The sequence below is a fragment of the Corynebacterium sp. TAE3-ERU12 genome (genome assembly GCF_019209905.1).
Taxonomy (GTDB): domain Bacteria; phylum Actinomycetota; class Actinomycetes; order Mycobacteriales; family Mycobacteriaceae; genus Corynebacterium.
In genome coordinates this window covers 238,575-255,627 of the sequence record NZ_JAHUTM010000001.1, presented here as the reverse complement: position 1 = coordinate 255,627, position 17,053 = coordinate 238,575, and the positions used below count along the sequence as shown (strand labels likewise).

Annotated in this window: 12 protein-coding genes; 1 reads left to right on the top strand and 11 read right to left on the bottom strand. The window is 62.7% G+C overall.

Features of this window, described 5'->3' with window-relative positions; all coding sequences use genetic code 11:
* Window positions 1-41: 41 nt before the first annotated feature.
* From KRX51_RS01130 to KRX51_RS01095, 8 genes are all read right to left on the bottom strand, one after another.
* On the bottom strand, window positions 42-1,409 hold the full coding sequence (locus KRX51_RS01130; RefSeq protein WP_218361128.1) for a DUF445 domain-containing protein: 1,368 nt from the start codon (window positions 1,407-1,409) through the stop codon (window positions 42-44).
* Window positions 1,410-1,533: 124 nt separating this feature from the next.
* Window positions 1,534-1,917, bottom strand: coding sequence for a hypothetical protein (locus KRX51_RS01125; protein WP_218361127.1), 384 nt, complete (start codon window positions 1,915-1,917; stop codon window positions 1,534-1,536).
* Between the two features lie 44 nt (window positions 1,918-1,961).
* Entirely contained in the window at window positions 1,962-2,711 is a 750-nt protein-coding gene (locus KRX51_RS01120; RefSeq protein ID WP_218361126.1) for a succinate dehydrogenase/fumarate reductase iron-sulfur subunit, read from the bottom strand.
* Window positions 2,711-4,720, bottom strand: a complete 2,010-nt coding sequence (locus KRX51_RS01115; protein ID WP_218361125.1) for a fumarate reductase/succinate dehydrogenase flavoprotein subunit — start codon at window positions 4,718-4,720, stop codon at window positions 2,711-2,713. The genes KRX51_RS01120 and KRX51_RS01115 overlap by 1 nt, the downstream gene beginning before the upstream one ends.
* Window positions 4,721-4,741: 21 nt before the next feature.
* The gene (locus KRX51_RS01110; RefSeq protein ID WP_218361124.1) at window positions 4,742-5,485 is read right to left on the bottom strand and encodes a succinate dehydrogenase cytochrome b subunit; all 744 of its coding nucleotides are present in this window, start codon (window positions 5,483-5,485) and stop codon (window positions 4,742-4,744) included.
* Window positions 5,486-5,712: 227 nt separating this feature from the next.
* Window positions 5,713-8,196 (bottom strand): glycoside hydrolase family 65 protein, encoded by a 2,484-nt coding sequence (locus KRX51_RS01105; RefSeq protein WP_218361123.1) that lies wholly within the window; start codon window positions 8,194-8,196, stop codon window positions 5,713-5,715.
* Complete coding sequence (locus KRX51_RS01100) at window positions 8,193-8,906, bottom strand: HAD family phosphatase (RefSeq protein WP_218361122.1); 714 nt, start codon at window positions 8,904-8,906, stop codon at window positions 8,193-8,195. Before KRX51_RS01100 ends, KRX51_RS01105 begins: the two co-directional genes overlap by 4 nt.
* A 150-nt stretch (window positions 8,907-9,056) precedes the next feature.
* Window positions 9,057-11,246, bottom strand: coding sequence for a malate synthase G (locus KRX51_RS01095; protein ID WP_218361121.1), 2,190 nt, complete (start codon window positions 11,244-11,246; stop codon window positions 9,057-9,059).
* 609 nt (window positions 11,247-11,855) lie between these two features.
* Between KRX51_RS01095 and aceA the strand changes: the two genes are divergently transcribed.
* Complete coding sequence (gene aceA / locus KRX51_RS01090) at window positions 11,856-13,151, top strand: isocitrate lyase (protein WP_218361120.1); 1,296 nt, start codon at window positions 11,856-11,858, stop codon at window positions 13,149-13,151.
* A 483-nt stretch (window positions 13,152-13,634) separates the two neighbouring features.
* Here aceA and merB read toward each other — a convergent pair whose 3' ends face one another.
* From merB to KRX51_RS01075, 3 genes are read right to left on the bottom strand one after another with little or no spacing between them, the layout of a single operon-like run.
* Window positions 13,635-14,237, bottom strand: a complete 603-nt coding sequence (gene merB, locus KRX51_RS01085; protein ID WP_218361119.1) for an organomercurial lyase — start codon at window positions 14,235-14,237, stop codon at window positions 13,635-13,637.
* 47 nt (window positions 14,238-14,284) lie between these two features.
* Window positions 14,285-14,929: a heme ABC exporter ATP-binding protein CcmA gene (gene ccmA / locus KRX51_RS01080; protein WP_218361118.1), complete on the bottom strand. Its 645-nt coding sequence runs from the start codon at window positions 14,927-14,929 to the stop codon at window positions 14,285-14,287.
* Window position 14,930: 1 nt separating this feature from the next.
* Window positions 14,931-16,901 carry a hypothetical protein gene (locus KRX51_RS01075; protein ID WP_218361117.1) on the bottom strand — a complete coding sequence of 657 codons (1,971 nt, stop codon included), beginning with the start codon at window positions 16,899-16,901 and terminating at the stop codon, window positions 14,931-14,933.
* Between the last annotated feature and the right edge of the window lie 152 nt (window positions 16,902-17,053).

The following is a 17,053-nucleotide window of genomic DNA, read 5'->3' as shown; positions in this document are numbered from 1 at the left end:
ATCACCGCTCGTGCCTATCGCGAACCACTGTACCGGGGTTTTTAACCACCGAAGAGCAGAGTGGAAATGGTGTAGATACTAAGCCCCGCCAATGAGCCCACCACAGTGCCGTTAACCCGGATGAACTGCAGGTCACGGCCGACCATGAGCTCAATCTTGGCCGACGCCTCATCGGCGTCCCAGCGGTGCACGGTCTCCGAAATAATGGAGGTGATCTCCCCGCCATAGTTGACGGCGATGAAATGCACACCACCTTCAATACGCCGGTCAATGGCTGCACGCAGCTCCGGGTCCTCATTGACCCGGTGGCCATAATTACGGGCCGTTTCGGTGATCTTGCGGCGCAATAGCGACTCCGGGTCGCGGGCAGCGTCAATAAGCGCTTCTGAGGTGGCCGCCCAAATGCGCTGCGGGGCGTTGTGCATCGGCGCCGACCCCATCAGGTCGGTCTTTATGTCCTCGACCTTGGCGATGGTGGTGGGGTCGTTTTGCAGGTCGACGGCGAGCTTAGCCAGGAAGCGGCGAATACCGATACGAGCCTCGTGGTCGTCCTCAGTTTTCACGCGCCACGTCCAGTCGACAAGCTCGCGGTGAACCCGGTCGCCAATGAGGTCATTGAGGAATGACGGGGCCCACTCCGGGGCGCGCTCCCCCACCATCCGACCAATCAACGGCTCGGCACCAATGGCTTTGCGGTGCAGCCACTCGGCGAGCTGCTGGACGATGGGTTCGGTGCGGCCCTCGTCGATAAGCTGTTGCAGCACCCGGCCCGTCGGCGGGCCCCACTCCGGCTCGGCAAGACGGTCGATGAGCGCAGCCTGGATGATGAGCTCCGCGTCGCGGGGATCAAGTGCTTCTAAGGCATTGCCGACGAATTTTCCTGCCTCAGCGGAGACCAACTCAGCATTGCCGGGCTCAACTAACCACTGGCCGATTTGCTCGGGCAGGTTAGCTTGCCGGACGCGTTCCACAATGAGTGCCGGGTTGAGAAAATTCTCCCCAACAAAATCCGCCAAGGCGGTGCCGACCTGGTCTTTTTTGCGTTTGATGATTGCCGTGTGCGGGATCGGAATGCCCATCGGGTGATGGAATAACGCAGTAACAGCGAACCAGTCGGCTAAGGCGCCGACCATGCCAGCCTCGCTAGCTGCGCGAACATAGCCCACCCACGCAGCCACCTGGGTGCCGTTGCTCTGTGCGGAAGCTTCCATCCACCGGCAGAACAAGTAAATGCCGGTGGCGAGGATGAGCAGGGACAGTGCGAAAGCTTTGCTGCGGCGCAGTTCGCGGCGTTTGCGGGCCTCATTTTCCGGTGAGGGGCCGGGAACCGGGAGGCTGCCGTCGGCACGCTGCTGTGGTGCAACGGTGTCCGGTTGGGCGATGGTGTCAAGGCTGCGGTGTGAGGCCATGGTCTTATTATCCGCCTGCTGGGGTGCTTGGTGTGAATACAACTGCACCCCCAACTCGCGTGAGTCGGGGGTGCAGCGCGGCACTGAGGTGCGTACGAGGTGCCGCCAGGAGGTGTTCTACTGCCTAGTGGCCCACGTTGTGGGTCTTGCGGTATTCCTTGTAGTCCTTACGGCCAAGGTGGATCAGGAAGAAACCGAACAGGTCCATCGCCAGGGCCAGGGCTAGGCCTCCCCACATAATGAGGCTGGCAGGGAAATCATCGCTCTGCCCAACCCATTCGCCGGCTTCATTGATGTAGCCGACCGTGTGGGCGCTGTGCGTGTCGAAGACGGTCACGCCAAGACCGAACACGAAGATGCCCCATGCCGCCAGTGAAGCGAGGATGAAGCCCATGCCAATCCAGGTCTTCGACTTGTGCAGCGATGAATATTCCGCGTTCAAGCTCTGCGGGTGGTAGCCCTCGACGAAGTGCTCATCACTTCCGTACTGGGCAGTGGTGCTGGCCATTGTTGTAGTCCTTCCTGAAGGTCCCGCTTAAGGATTCCTTAAGCTTAGTCGTCCTTGTTGCGGAACGCCGCACGGGCTCGTTCCTTGTTGATAGAAGCAACCGCAGTCAGGGGGATACCGGCCGGGCAGACATCGGCGCACTCGCCGTACAGCGAGCAGGGGCCGAAGGTGGTTTCCACCTGGTCAACCATCTTGCGGGCGCGCTTGCCGCGCTCCTGCTTACCCATCGGCAGCATGGACAGGTGCACCAGCTTGGCGCCGGTGAACAGGTGTGCCGCGCCATTGGGGCAGGCGGCGACACATGCGCCACAACCGATGCAGGCCGCGTGGTCGAGCGCAAGCTCAGCGGTCTGGTGGTTGACGTGCAGCGTATCGGCATCCGGGGCGGTGCCGGCCATAACGGAGACGAAGCCGCCCTTTTCCATAACGCGGTCCAGCGCGGAACGGTCCACGACCATATCGCGAATAACCGGGTATGCGGCAGAACGCATCGGCTCAATCTTCAGCGAATCGCCGTCGTTGAACTGGTGCAGACGCTGCTGGCAGGCCGGGGCGTTCTTGCCCGGGCCGTGCGGGCGACCGTTGACGTTGAGGCCACAGGTGCCACAGATACCTTCACGGCAGTCAGAGGCGAAGGCGAAGGGTTCTTTGCCTTGCTCGACATAACCAGAATTGACGTGGTCAAGCAGCTCCAGGATGGACATCTCGGGCACGGCGTCGTCGACGTCGACGCTCTCGAAATGTCCCTCTGCCTCCGGGCCTGCCTGACGCCAGATCTCAAGATGGAGTTTCATTACTTGTAGTTCCTTGTCATCAGCGGGACGGCCTCGAACGTGAGGGGCTCAGCGTGGCGAATGAGCTCGTTGGACTTCAGGTCCCAAGACGGGCCACGGTCGCCGCGCTCCCAGGCGGACACGAAGCACCAGTTCTCATCGTCACGCTGGGCTTCGCCTTCATCATCAATATGGTCCTCGCGGTAGTGAGCACCGCAGGACTCGTCACGGTCCAGTGCGTCGACGCACATCAACTCACCGAGGTCGAGGTAGTCGGCGACGCGGTTGGCGTATTCGAGCTGCTGGTTCATCTCATCGGGCTCACCCGGGATGAACAGGTCCTTCCAGAACGCATCGCGGATCTTGCGCACGTTCTCCAGGCCTTCAGCCAGGTCTTCCTTATTACGAGCCACACCACAGACGCGGTAGAGCTCTTCGCCGAGCTGGCGGTGGAAGTACTCAGCACCGTGTTTACCGCCGATGGACATCAGCTTGTCCAGGCGGCTCTTGGCGCGGTTGACCGCTTCGGTTGCCTCCGGGGCATCCTCAGCGAGTCGGTCGGTGCCCAGCAGCGGGCCGAGGTAGTTCGGCACTGCGAAGGGCAGCGTGAACCAGCCGTCAACCGAGGCCGACAGCAGGGAGTTCGCACCAAGACGGTTAGCGCCGTGGTAGGTCCAGGAGCACTCACCACCGGTGAACAGACCCGGGATGGAGGTCATCTGGTTGAAGTCGCTCCACAGGCCACCCATGGTGAAGTGGCAGGTCGGGGCGATACGCATGGGGACCTCGTAGGCGTTTTCGCCCGTGGTCTCCTCATACATCTGAATCAGGTTGGAGTAACGCTCCCGGATGGTGTCCTTGCCCAGGCGCTCGATCGCGTCGAGCAGGTCCAGGAACACCGAGTTCTTCAGCGGGCCGACGCCGTAGCCGGCGTTGATCTGCTGAGCGTTGGCACGCGAGGCGACGTCACGGGGCACCAGGTTGCCGAATGCCGGGTAGCGGCGCTCCAGGAAGTAGTCGCGCTCATCCACCGGAATCTCGGCGGCGGCGCGCTCGTCGCCCTTCTCCTTCGGGGTCCAGATGCGGGCGTCGTTACGCAGCGACTCCGACATCAGGATGGTCTTGGACTGCCAGTGCGCATTGACCGGGAGGCCGGTCGGGTGGAACTGGATGAACGACGGGGATGCGAAATATGCACCCTGGTCGTAGGCACGCATGATGGCCGAAGCGTTGGAGTTCTTCGCCAGCGTGGACATGTGGTAGACGTTGCCGTAACCGCCGGTGGCCAGCACAACTGCGTGGGCAGTGTGTGCGGTGAGTTCACCGGTGATGAGGTTACGCATCACAGCACCCTGGCAACGACCGTCGGCGACGATGATGTCGACGAGCTCGTTGTGGGTCCACATCTCGACGTTGCCGAGACCGATATTGCGCTGCAGGGCCGAAGCGGTCGACAGCTGCAGCTGCTGGCCGGTCTGGCCACGGGTGTAGTAGGTACGGGAGACCTGCACACCACCGAAGGAACGGGTGGCCAGTGCGCCGCCGTACTCACGGGCGAACGGGGCGCCGATGGCGTTCATGTGGTCAATGACGCGAACGGACTCGACGGCCAGGCGCCAGCAGTCGTTCTCCCGGCAGCGGTAGTCGCCGCCCTTAACGGTGTCCTTCACCAGTCGGTAGGCACCGTCGTTATCGACCTTCTTGCCACGGGCGGAGTTCACGCCACCCTGTGCCGCAATGGAGTGCGCACGACGCGGGGCGTCGTGGTAGGTGAAGGCGTGCACGTCGTAGCCGAGCTCACCGAGGGCCGCAGCTGCGGCGCCACCGGAGAGGCCGGTGCCGATCACGAGGATGCGGAACTTACGACGGTTCAGCGGGGAGACCAGGTTGTAGTGGTCCTTCTGGTACTCCCAGTGGTCCTTCATAGAGGCTTTATCACCGGGGCTGTGATCGGTGAGGACGCCACCGATCTTCACACCGTCGACGCATGATTCGGGCGCCTGGAAGTCAGAAACTTGAGTTGAAGTCATTGTCTTAATCCCTTTTCAGACCTAGCTGACCACGCCAGTCAAGACGGCGACCGGGATGGCGATGTTGCCGACAACCACGAGCAGCGGAAGCAGGCCGGACAGGAACAGAACCACCTGGCGAGTGCGGTGACCGGTCACGCCGAGGTCACTGGAAGCAGTCCAGAGGCCGTGCGAGAGGTGCAGCAGCAGGGCCAGCTGAGCGATGACGTACCAGATAGCGACGAGCGGTCGCGAGAACGAGGCGATCACATTGGCGTAGGCCTCGCCATGCTCGAACACATCCGGGGCGGCCGGTTCGGCACCGATGGTCAGGTCCAGCAGGTGGAAGATGATGAAGGCCAGCAGCACAACGCCGGTGACGATCATCGAGCGGGCAGTAAAGGTATTCCAGCTGGAAACCATGCCCTTGCGGCGGAACTTGCCGCGCGATTTGCGGCCACGGCCGTGCAGCGCAAAGGCGCCGTAGACGTGGAGAATCAACGCGGTCAGCAAGACAATGCGGAAGATCCACAGCACACCCTCATGCGGGATGGCCGGCGCACCGACGGCACGCAGGAATTCCGCATAGGCGTTGAAGTGCTCTTCGCCAGTGAAGATTTTCAGGTTGCCCAGCATGTGGACGATAACGAACAACCCGAAAATGATGCCCGTAATGGCCATGATGAGTTTCAGGGCCCAGGACGGGACTTTTGGCTGCTCACGCAGCGGATCGGTCGTGATTTTACCGTGGGCGACTGCCTCACGGTTAGAGCTAGTAACAGTCATGGCACCTCCAGTGTCATGTTCACTGTAATTTCCCTGAGGCCCAGAACACCATTCTCCCCCCATTTTGGTGAGGATTTTCACAGGTTTCCCCACGTAAGGGCGTTTCTTTGTCAGGTAAGCCGATCCTTATAGACGAAAGGCACCCATTTACGGTATATCTGGCCCGTTTATATTTGAAGCCTTACCTTAGGGTGCTTTCCGACGTTATGTGCTGCGCGCGCACCCACCTAGTCCCGAATCGACACCGTCATCGGTTCCTTATCGACAATCACCTGGTGGCCGGCGATATCAATCGGACCCAAGGCGTAATCGCCCTCCTCCAGCACCACCTCAACGGAGTGCCGGCGCACCGTGACCCGCATACGACAGCCACGAATAGTCACCCGGTAGGTCAGCCCATCCCATTCCTCCGGCAACTTCGGGTTGATGGTGAACTTCCCGCCGTGGTCGCGGAAACCACCAAACCCGTACACCAGGGACTGCCACACGCCACCAGCAGAAGCCACGTGGACACCATCGGCAGTGTTGCCATGCAGATTCGCCAAATCGACGTACAGGCCGCGATAGAAGAAGTTCAACGCGGACTCGTTGTACCCCACCTCAGCGGCGACGATGGACTGCACCACAGCCGACAGCGTTGAGTCACCGGTAGTCAGCGGGTCGTAGTAGTCATAATCGGCGCGTTTTTGCTCATCGGTGAACTGATTACCGCGCAGGAACAACGCCAACACCACGTCGGCCTGCTTAATGATCTGGTGCCGGTAAATGGTCAACGGGTGGTAGTACAGCAACAACGGCCGCTTCGGGCCCACCTCCGGGTCGTCGAGCTGCCACCGCTGCCGCAGCAAAAACTGGTCATCCTGCGGGTGAATGCCAAGTTCCTCATTGAACGGGATGTACATCCGGTCCGCGGCCTCACGCCACTCGGCGACCTCAGCGTCGTCAATCTTGTGGAAATGCTGAGCCTTGCGGAAATCATCCGGCCGCTCCCGACGCATCTGGTCGACCACATCAGCGGCCGCGCGCAGGTTAAATTGGGCCATCACGTTGGTGTAAAGGTTGTTATTCACCACCGTGTTGTATTCATCCGGCCCGGTCACTGAATGGATCTGGAACTCCGAGCGGTTATCGGTGAAAAAGCCCAACGACATCCAAAACCGAGCCGTCTCAATGAGCAACTCAATGCCCTGCTCAAGCAGGAAATCAACATCACCAGAAGCGTGCACGTACTTCATCAGCGCATACGCAATATCCGCATCAATGTGGTACTGCGCAGTGCCCGCGGCGTAATACGCCGAGGACTCCTGGCCATTAATCGTGCGCCACGGGAAAAGCGCACCATCATGCGCCAACTCATCAGCACGATCCCGGGCGGCATCAAGCATATTGCAGCGGAAACGCAAAGCATTCCGGGCAAATGTCGGCGAGGTGTACGCCAAAAACGGCAGCACATAAATCTCGGTATCCCAGAAATAATGCCCGCCATACCCCGTGCCGGTCATGCCCTTAGCAGGAATGCCCTGCACCTCAGCGCGCGCAGAAGCCTGCAACAGCTGGAACAGGTTCCACCGCACCGCCTGCTGCAACTCCGGCTGGTTATGGATAACAACGTCGGAACGCTGCCAGAACCGCTCCAGCCACTCCCGCTGATTCTCCTGCAACCTGGCGACACCAACCCGACGGGCACGGTTGAGCGTCCGCGAACAACGAAACGCCAACTCCTCGCCATGCACATGCCGCGACGAGTGATAAGCAACGTACTTATCCAGCCGCAGCACCGTCCCCTTCGGGGCGCGGACCTGGTAAATAATCGCGGCCGTATCTTCCTCGGTGTGCTGCTCCCAATTCGGAGTAATCCGGGTGCCATCGGGGGCCGTGACCGAAATATCGTGACTCATCGAGCACGCCACAGTCATCCCCGACCGAGCACACCGGTAGGCCAACGTCGCCCGGCCGCCCCCGCTCTCACTCTGGAACGTATCAAGCAACACCCGCTCATCAAGCGCCTCCGCCCGGCGCGGGTCCAGGTCATTGCCCTGGGCGGCCTGCTTGTCGTAGTACTCATCCTTGCCGTCCTGACGGTTCAGGATCTGCGAGCTAATCGTCACAGCCGCATCCGAATCAAGCAGTTCCACCTCAAGCGACATCAGCGCCAGATGCTTCTCCTGCAGCGACACCATGCGCTCAGACTTCACCCGCACCTTCTTGCCGCCCGGGGTGCGCCACAGCACATCACGGCGCAAAATACCGTCCCGGAAATCAAGACTGCGCTCGTACTCATTGACCTCAGCCGAGGCCAGGCGCAGCGGCTCATCGTCGATATACAGCCGCATCGCCTTCGCATCAGGGGCGTTGATGATGGTCTGCCCCTCACGCGCCAAACCGTAGGCATCCTCGGCATGCCGAATCGGCCAGGTCTCATGCAGCCCGTTAATAAACGTGCCGTGCTCAGCGCTATCGCGGCCCTCCGGCGGATTCGCGCGCATCCCGAGATAACCATTGGACAGCGCAAACAGGGTCTCACTGAGCCCCAACGGCAGCCCCTCGGCAATCGTCTCCCGCAAGCACCACTCGTCGACCGGCATAATATCCCGGTCCAGCAGCTTGCCGACGTCAATGCCGTCATGGTGCACATCCGCCCGCGACACGGGGAAATGGCGGCGCGCCCGACTCCGGCTCGATGGAACCTCCTGCTGCTTATCCCCGCTCATCGGACCAGCTCCGCCAGGTCAGACACGACCTCGTCGGCGCCAGCGTCGGAAAGCTGATCGTGGCCCGCTCCCCGATCGACACCAATGACATGACCAAACCGGCCAGCCGCACCGGCCTTCACGCCACTAATCGCGTCCTCCACCACAGTGGCGTCCATCGGCTCCACACCTAACGCAGTCGCGGCGAAAAGGTACGTATCCGGGGCAGGCTTGCCAGCCAACCCCTTCTCGTGGGCGACATTGCCATCCACAATCACCTCAAAACGATCCACCAAACCAGCGGCAGTAAGCACCTCCTGCGCATTGCGCGAAGAACTCACCACAGCCACCTGCGGCGGACTAGGCAAAGCAGCCAAATAATCCAGATACCGCACCGAACCCGGGAAAGGCTCAATCCCCTCCCGGACACGCTTCAAAAACTGCTCATTCTTACGCAAGCCCAAACCGGTGACCGTGTCATCCTCCGGCGAATCGTCGGCGCCACCGTCGGGAAGCTCAATGCCCCGCGACGCCAACAACGACCGGATGCCCTCATCTCGACGGCGACCATCGAGATGCTCGTAATAATCAGCCTCCGAATACGGCGCCACATCCCGGCCCTCAAGGAAACGCCGAAACATATCCCCCCAGGCAGCTTCATGAAAATCAGCGGTGGGGGTAAGTACCCCATCAAGGTCGAACAACACAGCCCCGTGGTGGGTGGTCTCCATGCGCGAGTCTCCTCGTTTGTGCGTTCAGCACGCGGGTACATAGTTGACGGTATTAACCCTAACTGGCGAACGGACATACACATGCACAAAGGGCCGCCGACTGGCGCTCGAATGCGCCGCCGACGGCCCTTTAAGCAGGCAGGCTAGTGATTAGTCCTGGTCAATGCCCTCGCGCTTCTTAAATTCGAGGCGGGAGCGGTGCAGAATCGGCTCGGTGTAGCCGGAGGGCTGCTTGGTGCCCTCCAGGATGAGCTCACGGGCAGCCTGGAAACCGATGGAACGCTCAAAGTCATCACACATCGGCAGGTAGTTCTTATCGCCTTCATTCTGGCGATCGACCACCGCAGCCATCCGCTTGAGCGCATCCTCAACCTGGTCAACGGTGATGACGTCGTGCTCAATCCAGTTAGCCAGGGTCTGGGAGGAAATACGCAGTGTAGCGCGGTCCTCCATCAGGGCGACATCGTTGATATCCGGCACCTTGGAGCAGCCAACGCCCTGCTCAACCCAGCGGATGACGTAGCCCAGGATGGACTGGCAATTGTTATCCAGCTCGTTCTGGCGCTCCTCCTCGGACCAATCAGCCGACGGGTCGACCGGGATGGTCAGCAGGTCACCGAAGGTGTCGCGACGGCCGTCGGCGATCAGCTTGTCCTGAACACCGAAGACATCCACCTCGTGGTAGTGGGTGGCGTGCAGCACAGCACCGGTCGGGGACGGAACCCACGCGGTAGAAGCGCCCTGCTTCGGCTGGCCAATCTTCTGGTCCAGCAGCTCGGCCATCTGCTCGGTCATGGCCCACATGCCCTTACCGATCTGGGCCTTGCCCTGCAGGCCATGTGCCAGGCCAGCGTCGACGTTGTTGTCCTCGTAGGCCAGCATCCACTTAGCGGTCTTCTGCTCCGCCTTGCGGTACATCGGGCCAGCGGCCATCGAGGTGTGAATCTCGTCGCCGGTGCGGTCCATGAAGCCGGTGTTAATGAACACCACGCGCTCCGAGACCTCCTTGATGCAGGCATCGAGGTTGACCGAAGTGCGGCGCTCCTCGTCCATGAGGCCCACCTTCATGGTGTTGCGCTCCAGACCCAACAGGTCCTCGACGTCGGCGAAAAGCTCGCTGGTGAAAGCAGACTCGGCCGGGCCGTGCTGCTTCGGCTTCACGATGTAGATGGAGCCCTCGCGGGAGTTGCCGCGGGCATTGTTCTTATCCAAGCCCGGGATGGCACAGATCGGGGTGATGACGGCATCCATGATGCCCTCGAAGATCTCGTTGCCATTGCGGTCCAGGATGGCGGGGTTGCGCATCAGGTGACCGACGTTGCGCACCAGGTTCATGGAACGACCGTGCAGCTTAACCTCATTGCCCTCAAGGTCGGTGTAGCTGCGGTCGTCATTGATGACGCGCTTAGCGGGCTTGCCGCCCTTGGTGATGTCGAGCTCGAGGTCACCGACATTCAGGCCCAACCAGTTGGTGTAGCCAAGAGTCTTGTCGGCCGCGTCAACAGCTGCGACAGAGTCCTCCAGGTCCATGATGTTGGTCACCGCGGCCTCGAGGGTGATGTCCTTCACGCCGGCCTTATCGGTCTTACCGATCGGGTGCTCCGGGTCGATCTCAAGCTCAATGTGCAGGCCATTGTGCTTGAAGTAGAAGGACGACGGCTGCTCCTTATCGCCGGTGTAGCCGACGAACAGCTCCGGATTAGCGAGCTTGGTATCAGCACCATTGACGGTAGCGACCAGGGCGCCATCCTTAATGGCGTAATTCTCGACGTCGGCGTGGCTACCGTCGGCAAGCGGCAGTGCCTTATCCAAGAAGTCACGACCCCAGGCAATAACGCGGTCACCGCGGACCTTGTTATATCCGCCCTTACCCTTCTCGGCACCGCCTTCCTCAGAAATGGCATTGGTGCCGTACAGAGCGTCGTAAAGCGAGCCCCAGCGAGCATTGGTGGCGTTAATAGCAAAACGGGCATTAAGCACCGGCACCACCAGCTGCGGGCCAGCGGTAGCGGCAATCTCTTCGTCGACATTGGCGGTGGTGACCTGGAAATCGCCCGGGTCCTCAGCCAGGTAACCAATCTCCTTCAAGAAGGAAACGTAACGATCCTGATCCTGCTTGCCAGGATTCTCGCGGTACCAATCATCAACCTTCGCCTGGAGCTCATCGCGCTTGGCGAGCAGCTCCTCATTACGCGGGGTGAACTTCTCGACGATATCGCCGAAGCCCTGCCAGAAGGCGTCCTTATCAGTGATCTTCGCCGCCGGGAGGGCGGTGTCGTTGACGAAGTCGTACAGAACCTTAGCGACCTGGAGGCCGCCGACGGTGATGCGCTCAGTCATGTTTCTCCTTCATAAGAGGTTGTTCACGGGCGCTCTAAACTGCGCCAATCTCGTGCGCTGCGGACCGGAAGACCTACAGCTGAGTACGCAACAGGCGGCGGCTGCTACAACATGCGAAACCGACACGCCCGCTCGCGATGAACCCCACTGTATGTGAATCACGGTTAAAGCGAAGGGTATTTGCCTCCTCGCCCCCAGTCCACCCCCAAACCGGATTCCTGAAATAGTTGCCGAATCGGTGACGCATAAAAAAGACGCCCCACCATCCGGGGGTAACACGACACCGGGGGTAAAGCGCGGGAGCAGTGCAGTGACCATCACGGCATCCGGCGTGGCCTGGAAAAATGGCCTCTTTTAGCGGTTATCCGGGGCTAATAGCGAAAAAATCGGCCTATCCCTCCTATGAACGAGGCTATACGGATCCTTGCATCTTGACGGGCACGCAGATCTCGAACATCATGAAGGCAGGGCACGCGGTTGCCCGAACCTGCCTCACACAGCAGCACCGTTCGACCGCGATGTCTTTTCCGGACCCCAAGACGACGTGCGTGCACGTCCTTGGAAGCGTCCACTCCACCGAAGTCAGAACATAAGGAAGTGACAACGGATATGTCGAACGTTGGCAAGGCCCGTACCGCCCAGGAAATCCAGAAGGACTGGGACGAAAATCCCCGCTGGAAGGGCATCACCCGCAATTACACTGCCGAGCAGGTCGCCGAGCTGCAGGGCAGCGTCGTGGAGGAGTCCACCCTGGCCCGTCGTGGCGCTGAGCTGCTGTGGGAGGGCGTCAACGTCGATGACGACTCCTACATCAACGCCCTGGGTGCCCTGACCGGCAACATGGCCGTTCAGCAGGCCCGCGCCGGCCTGAAGGCCGTCTACCTCTCCGGTTGGCAGGTCGCTGGCGACGCCAACCTGGCTGGCCACACCTACCCGGACCAGTCCCTGTACCCGGCCAACTCCGTCCCGGCAGTTGTCCGTCGTATCAACAACGCCCTGCTGCGTGCCGACGAGATCGCCCGCATCGAAGGCGACGACTCCGTCGACAACTGGCTGCTGCCGATTGTCGCTGACGGCGAGGCCGGCTTCGGTGGCGCCCTCAACGTCTACGAGCTGCAGAAGGCCATGATCCAGGCCGGTGCCGCTGGTACCCACTGGGAGGACCAGCTGGCCTCCGAGAAGAAGTGCGGCCACCTCGGTGGCAAGGTGCTGATCCCGACCCAGCAGCACATCCGCACCCTGACCTCCGCTCGCCTGGCTGCTGACGTGTCCAACACCCCGACCGTCATCATCGCCCGTACCGACGCCGAGGCCGCCACCCTGATCACCTCCGACGTTGACGAGCGTGACCAGAAGTTCATCGAGGGCGACCGCACCGCTGAGGGCTACTACCGCGTCAAGAACGGCATCGAGCCCTGCATCGACCGTGCGAAGTCCTACGCTCCCTACGCCGACATGATCTGGATGGAGACCGGCGTTCCGGACCTCGAGCTCGCCAAGAAGTTCGCCGATGGCGTCCACGAGGAGTTCCCGGACCAGCTGCTGGCCTACAACTGCTCCCCGTCCTTCAACTGGTCCGCACACCTCGAGAAGGACGAGATCGCCAAGTTCCAGAACGAGCTGGGCAAGATGGGCTTCAAGTTCCAGTTCATCACCCTCGCCGGCTTCCACGCCCTGAACTACGGCATGTTCGATCTGGCCTACGGCTACGCCCGCAACCAGATGACCTCCTTCGTCGACCTGCAGAACCGCGAGTTCGAGGCAGCCAAGGAGCGCGGCTTCACCGCCGTCAAGCACCAGCGCGAGGTTGGCGCCGGTTACTTCGACCGCATCGCCACCACCGTCGACCCGCTGTCCTCCACCACCGCCCTGAAGGGCTCCACCGAGGAGGGTCAGTTCCACTAAATCAGCGCTCATAGCGAGCTCCGGCTCGCTCGCTGATTGTGGTTGACACCGCACAGCGCCCCCGCACCAGGACTTCCTGGTGGCGGGGGCGCTTTCGTGTGCGGGGTGGGCGGTGCGGGCGGCGCGGTCGCCCCCGGCCTCTCCTCGCCCTGTCTCACCCTGCCCTCGCCGCAGATCCGTACGAATTGCGCAGAGCCGTACGGAATTTCGCACGGATCTGCGCAATTGGTACGGGTTTGCGTTGTGGAGCGCTGGGCAAGGGCCGGGACGCGGGTAGGTCGGCGTTTCGCTCGCCCTGCCAGGTCCGCAAGTGGGCAAGGAGGCGCGGTGGCAGCCTTCCCCGGGCTGCCACCGACCTTCCACTGGGTCTCGTCACAGATCCGTACGAATTACACAGATCCGTACGGAATTTCGCACGGATCTGCGCAATTGGTACGGGTTTGCGCAACCCACAGGCACACAAGGCCGCACTTGGCCAAGGAGCTAGACAATCCTCAGGCGCGCAGCGACCTCCTGCACCACGTCAAAGGCCTCCTCGACACCGAGCCATACGACTCGCTCGGCCGGACCGGCCTCGGCCCACATGCGGGTGCGGCAGCAGAAGTCGGCACGCAGGTCATTGCCCGGCAAAAAGGCTGCCGGCAGGGTGACCAGGTCACTGTCGCGGAAGCCAGAGATGCGCCCATCGGCAATGGTGAAGCGCACGGGTTCGCCGGTTGCGGGACACGTGGAGGCCAGCTCGAGCGGGCCGTCGAGGATGAGGCCGGCAAGCATGGCGTCGAAAATGCACCAGGTCCAGGCCTGGCCGTCGGCATGCGAGATGGCGTGATCGGTGGGGTTGGTGCTGATGAGGCTGCCGGCGACGCGGTCGCCATCCCATTCGGTGCAGGGAAAGTTGCGGATAGTGGTGGCGTCGGCGCCGAAGTCGGTGGGGTCGACGGTGGTGCCGCCTTCTCCCCTGGCCAGGGCGCGAGCGAGGTCGCGCCAGACGGTGGCGGTGTTATTGCGGGTGTAGCCGAAAGCCTCGTCGAGGCGGGTGGTGAGCAGGTCGACGAGCTCGGTGCGGGTCAGCGTTGAAGTAGTCACCCACTTAGCTTAACGGGAATAGTTTTCGTTAAGTAGCGGGGGTCGCGTCAGCCGCCGAGACGGAGGACGTCATCCGCCCGATCCTGCAGCCGCGGGTCGTGGGTGACGGCTATAACGGAGCCGCCGGTGCCGACGTGGCCGCGGACGTGGTCGGCGAGGAGGTCGGCGTTGGCGTCGTCAAGCGCCGACGTCGGTTCGTCAAGCAGGAGGATCGCCGGGTCCTGGATGGCCAGGCGGGCCAACGCCACACGGTGACGTTCACCGCCGGAGAGGCTGCCGGCCCGGCGCGACAGCAGATCGGCGGGCAGGCCGAACGCGGCCAGCGCCGTGGTGAGCGCCTCAGTCTCGCGAGCTGCCGCGCGGCCGAGGATGGCGAAGTTCCGACGAACGCTCCAGGTCGGGACGATGCCGGCGTTCTGGAAACAGTAGCCGATGGTGTGGCGCAGATGCTGGCGCTTCTCCTTCGCGGCGAACCGGCTCAGGGCGCGCTGTCCAAACCGGATCTCGCCGGAGTGGACCGGAACCAGGCCCCCGAGAGCGAGCAGCAGACTAGTCTTGCCGCAGCCGCTGGGCCCGGTGACGGCGAGGAAGGACCCGGGCTCGAGGGTGAAGGACAGGCCCTCCCAGAGAATCCGGTCGTCGACGGAGTAGGCCAGGTCCTCGGCGCGAACGACGGGTGCGGTGGTAACCATGTCAGATCTCCTCGAGAGCGATGACGGTGGTGGAACGGAAGGACGCGGCGAGCACGATGGCGACCACGGTGGCGATGACCGCGCCGACCACCGGGCCGATGAGGGCCGCGGGGGCGAACTCCGGCGCGCAGGTCAAGGCACCGGCTGCGGCGAGGAGCGTCGCCGCCACACCAGAGACGGCGACGGTGCCACCATGGATGCGGGCGAACCCGTCACCGACGCACCGGCGCAAGAACACCTGGGGCCGCCGGATCCGGGCCAATGCCCAGGCGGCGATGGCGGTGGCCAGCACAGCGACGCCGGAAGCGGCGACCGCTCCCGCCAACCGGGCCAGCTTCTGCATGTCACGGCGATCGGCATCGCGTGCCGACATCTCCGCGACGGACTCGACCCGAATGACGACGTCAGCGGTTCCGGCCCGGCGAACGAGGTCACGGTAGCGTTCCGCGTCGTCGTATGCGATGGCTGTCGCCAACTGCACCGGGTCGAGCACTGTGGGCGGATCGGGAATGACGACGAGCACCGGGTTGCGGCGGAAGGAGTCGCCGGGCTGGAAGTACCGGTAGTCGAGCAGGGGCACGACCACGTCATCGTCGTAGGTCTTCCCGGTTATCGCTGGCGGCTGCCCGTCGCCGCGCAACTCCGCCCAGAACTGGGTCATCTCACCTAATTCGGTGGCAGTCAGCGGCGTGCCCGAACTGGGGTTGGACGGGGTGACGATCGTGACGCCGTCGTCGGCGACACGGTCCAGTAGATCCGGGCGCCAGGCCGCAAGAAATGCGGTGTCGATGAGCACGGCCTCGCCGCCACCGTAGCCTTCCACCGGTGCGGAGAGCATCGCCCGGTCTTCGGCGTACATGGCCCGGGTCACCTCGCCGAGCTGTAGATCCGACGTAGCGGCCCGGGCTCCCCGGACCTCGTAGCCCATCACCGGCACAATCACATCGGGATGGGCCGCCCGCCAGGCGTCAGCGTCGGCGGCATCGGCGGCGAGCTGCCGAACCGCCTGGACATCGCGCATGCCGTAGCCGCAGATACCGACGGCGACGACAGCGACGGCGCCTGCGACAAGGCCGATGGCGCGCACGGGTACGACGCCGGCAATCCGTTCGGGCAGGCGCAGGCCCGCGGAGACGATAAGGCCCAGCGCCATGCCGCACCCCACGGCGGCGAATGCGGCGACACCGAGCACCGCCGCGGCACCCATGAGCCCGTCGGCGGCTGAGCGCCCCACGTCAAGCGCCACGACAACGCCGAGCGCCAGCAGCGGCGAGGCTGCGGCGACGGCGGCTGCGACGGGGACCGTGGCAAGGACCGGCCCCCATCGCCGGATCAACGGCATCCCGGCGGCTCGCTGCAGGCTCCGAGACCGCAGCATCCCGGAGACGATGAGCATGCCGATGAGCCCCAGGATCATCACCGACGGCACCATCGCCGCCGTCCAGCCGGAGCCGACGGTGCCGCCGAGGATCCACGGCACGAGTGCACGCCCCGCGACGATGGAGGCTTCGACCCCCGCCGCGTCCAGATCCTCAACTACCGGCGCCATATCCTGCGCTGACCCGAAGGAGGAGTACGTGCCCGACGCCGGGCCTGCCCCGGGGTGCGGTCCGACGAGCCGAACGGGGTCCAGACCGGGATATGTCACCGCGTGCCAGTCGGACGCGTCGTGCGCATCTGGTGATGGGTACACCTCGTAGCCGGCTCCGGCGGGATCGTGGTGGTACAGCGTCACACCATGACGTTCGGTGGAGGCCATAAGCAGCTCGGTGACCCGCTCATGTGCGCTGGGGTCCCCGAGATTTTCCACGACAATTCGGCTTTGCGCTCCCAGCGGAGCCTCCAGGGCGGCATCGGCGAGGTAGAAGTGGGCGCCGGCGGCGCCGGCAGCGCCCAGGAGGACGGCGAAGACGGCGAGCAGCGCATCCCACACAAGTTCGGGGCGCGCTGCCCGCCGCAGTTCAGGCTTCATCAGCAACGACCCCGGCACCACCTAGAAGTGGCCGGGCTTGCAACCCCTGCAGTAAGAGCCTTTCTCATCATTTGCACTGCCCTCATCTCCTTCCCGGCTGGAGATTTTTCTTGTGTGGAACCAAATTTACGTCGATCCCAAAAAACATCAAC

Coding starts and splice junctions, on each gene's coding strand:
- KRX51_RS01095 (WP_218361121.1), bottom strand. CDS start 11,246: ATGACTGAGCGCATCACCGTCGGCGGCCTCCAGGTCGCTAAGGTTCTG.
- KRX51_RS01110 (WP_218361124.1), bottom strand. CDS start 5,485: ATGACTGTTACTAGCTCTAACCGTGAGGCAGTCGCCCACGGTAAAATC.
- KRX51_RS01125 (WP_218361127.1), bottom strand. CDS start 1,917: ATGGCCAGCACCACTGCCCAGTACGGAAGTGATGAGCACTTCGTCGAG.
- KRX51_RS01075 (WP_218361117.1), bottom strand. CDS start 16,901: ATGAAGCCTGAACTGCGGCGGGCAGCGCGCCCCGAACTTGTGTGGGAT.
- ccmA (WP_218361118.1), bottom strand. CDS start 14,929: ATGGTTACCACCGCACCCGTCGTTCGCGCCGAGGACCTGGCCTACTCC.
- KRX51_RS01130 (WP_218361128.1), bottom strand. CDS start 1,409: ATGGCCTCACACCGCAGCCTTGACACCATCGCCCAACCGGACACCGTT.
- KRX51_RS01105 (WP_218361123.1), bottom strand. CDS start 8,196: ATGAGCGGGGATAAGCAGCAGGAGGTTCCATCGAGCCGGAGTCGGGCG.
- aceA (WP_218361120.1), top strand. CDS start 11,856: ATGTCGAACGTTGGCAAGGCCCGTACCGCCCAGGAAATCCAGAAGGAC.
- KRX51_RS01120 (WP_218361126.1), bottom strand. CDS start 2,711: ATGAAACTCCATCTTGAGATCTGGCGTCAGGCAGGCCCGGAGGCAGAG.
- KRX51_RS01115 (WP_218361125.1), bottom strand. CDS start 4,720: ATGACTTCAACTCAAGTTTCTGACTTCCAGGCGCCCGAATCATGCGTC.
- KRX51_RS01100 (WP_218361122.1), bottom strand. CDS start 8,906: ATGGAGACCACCCACCACGGGGCTGTGTTGTTCGACCTTGATGGGGTA.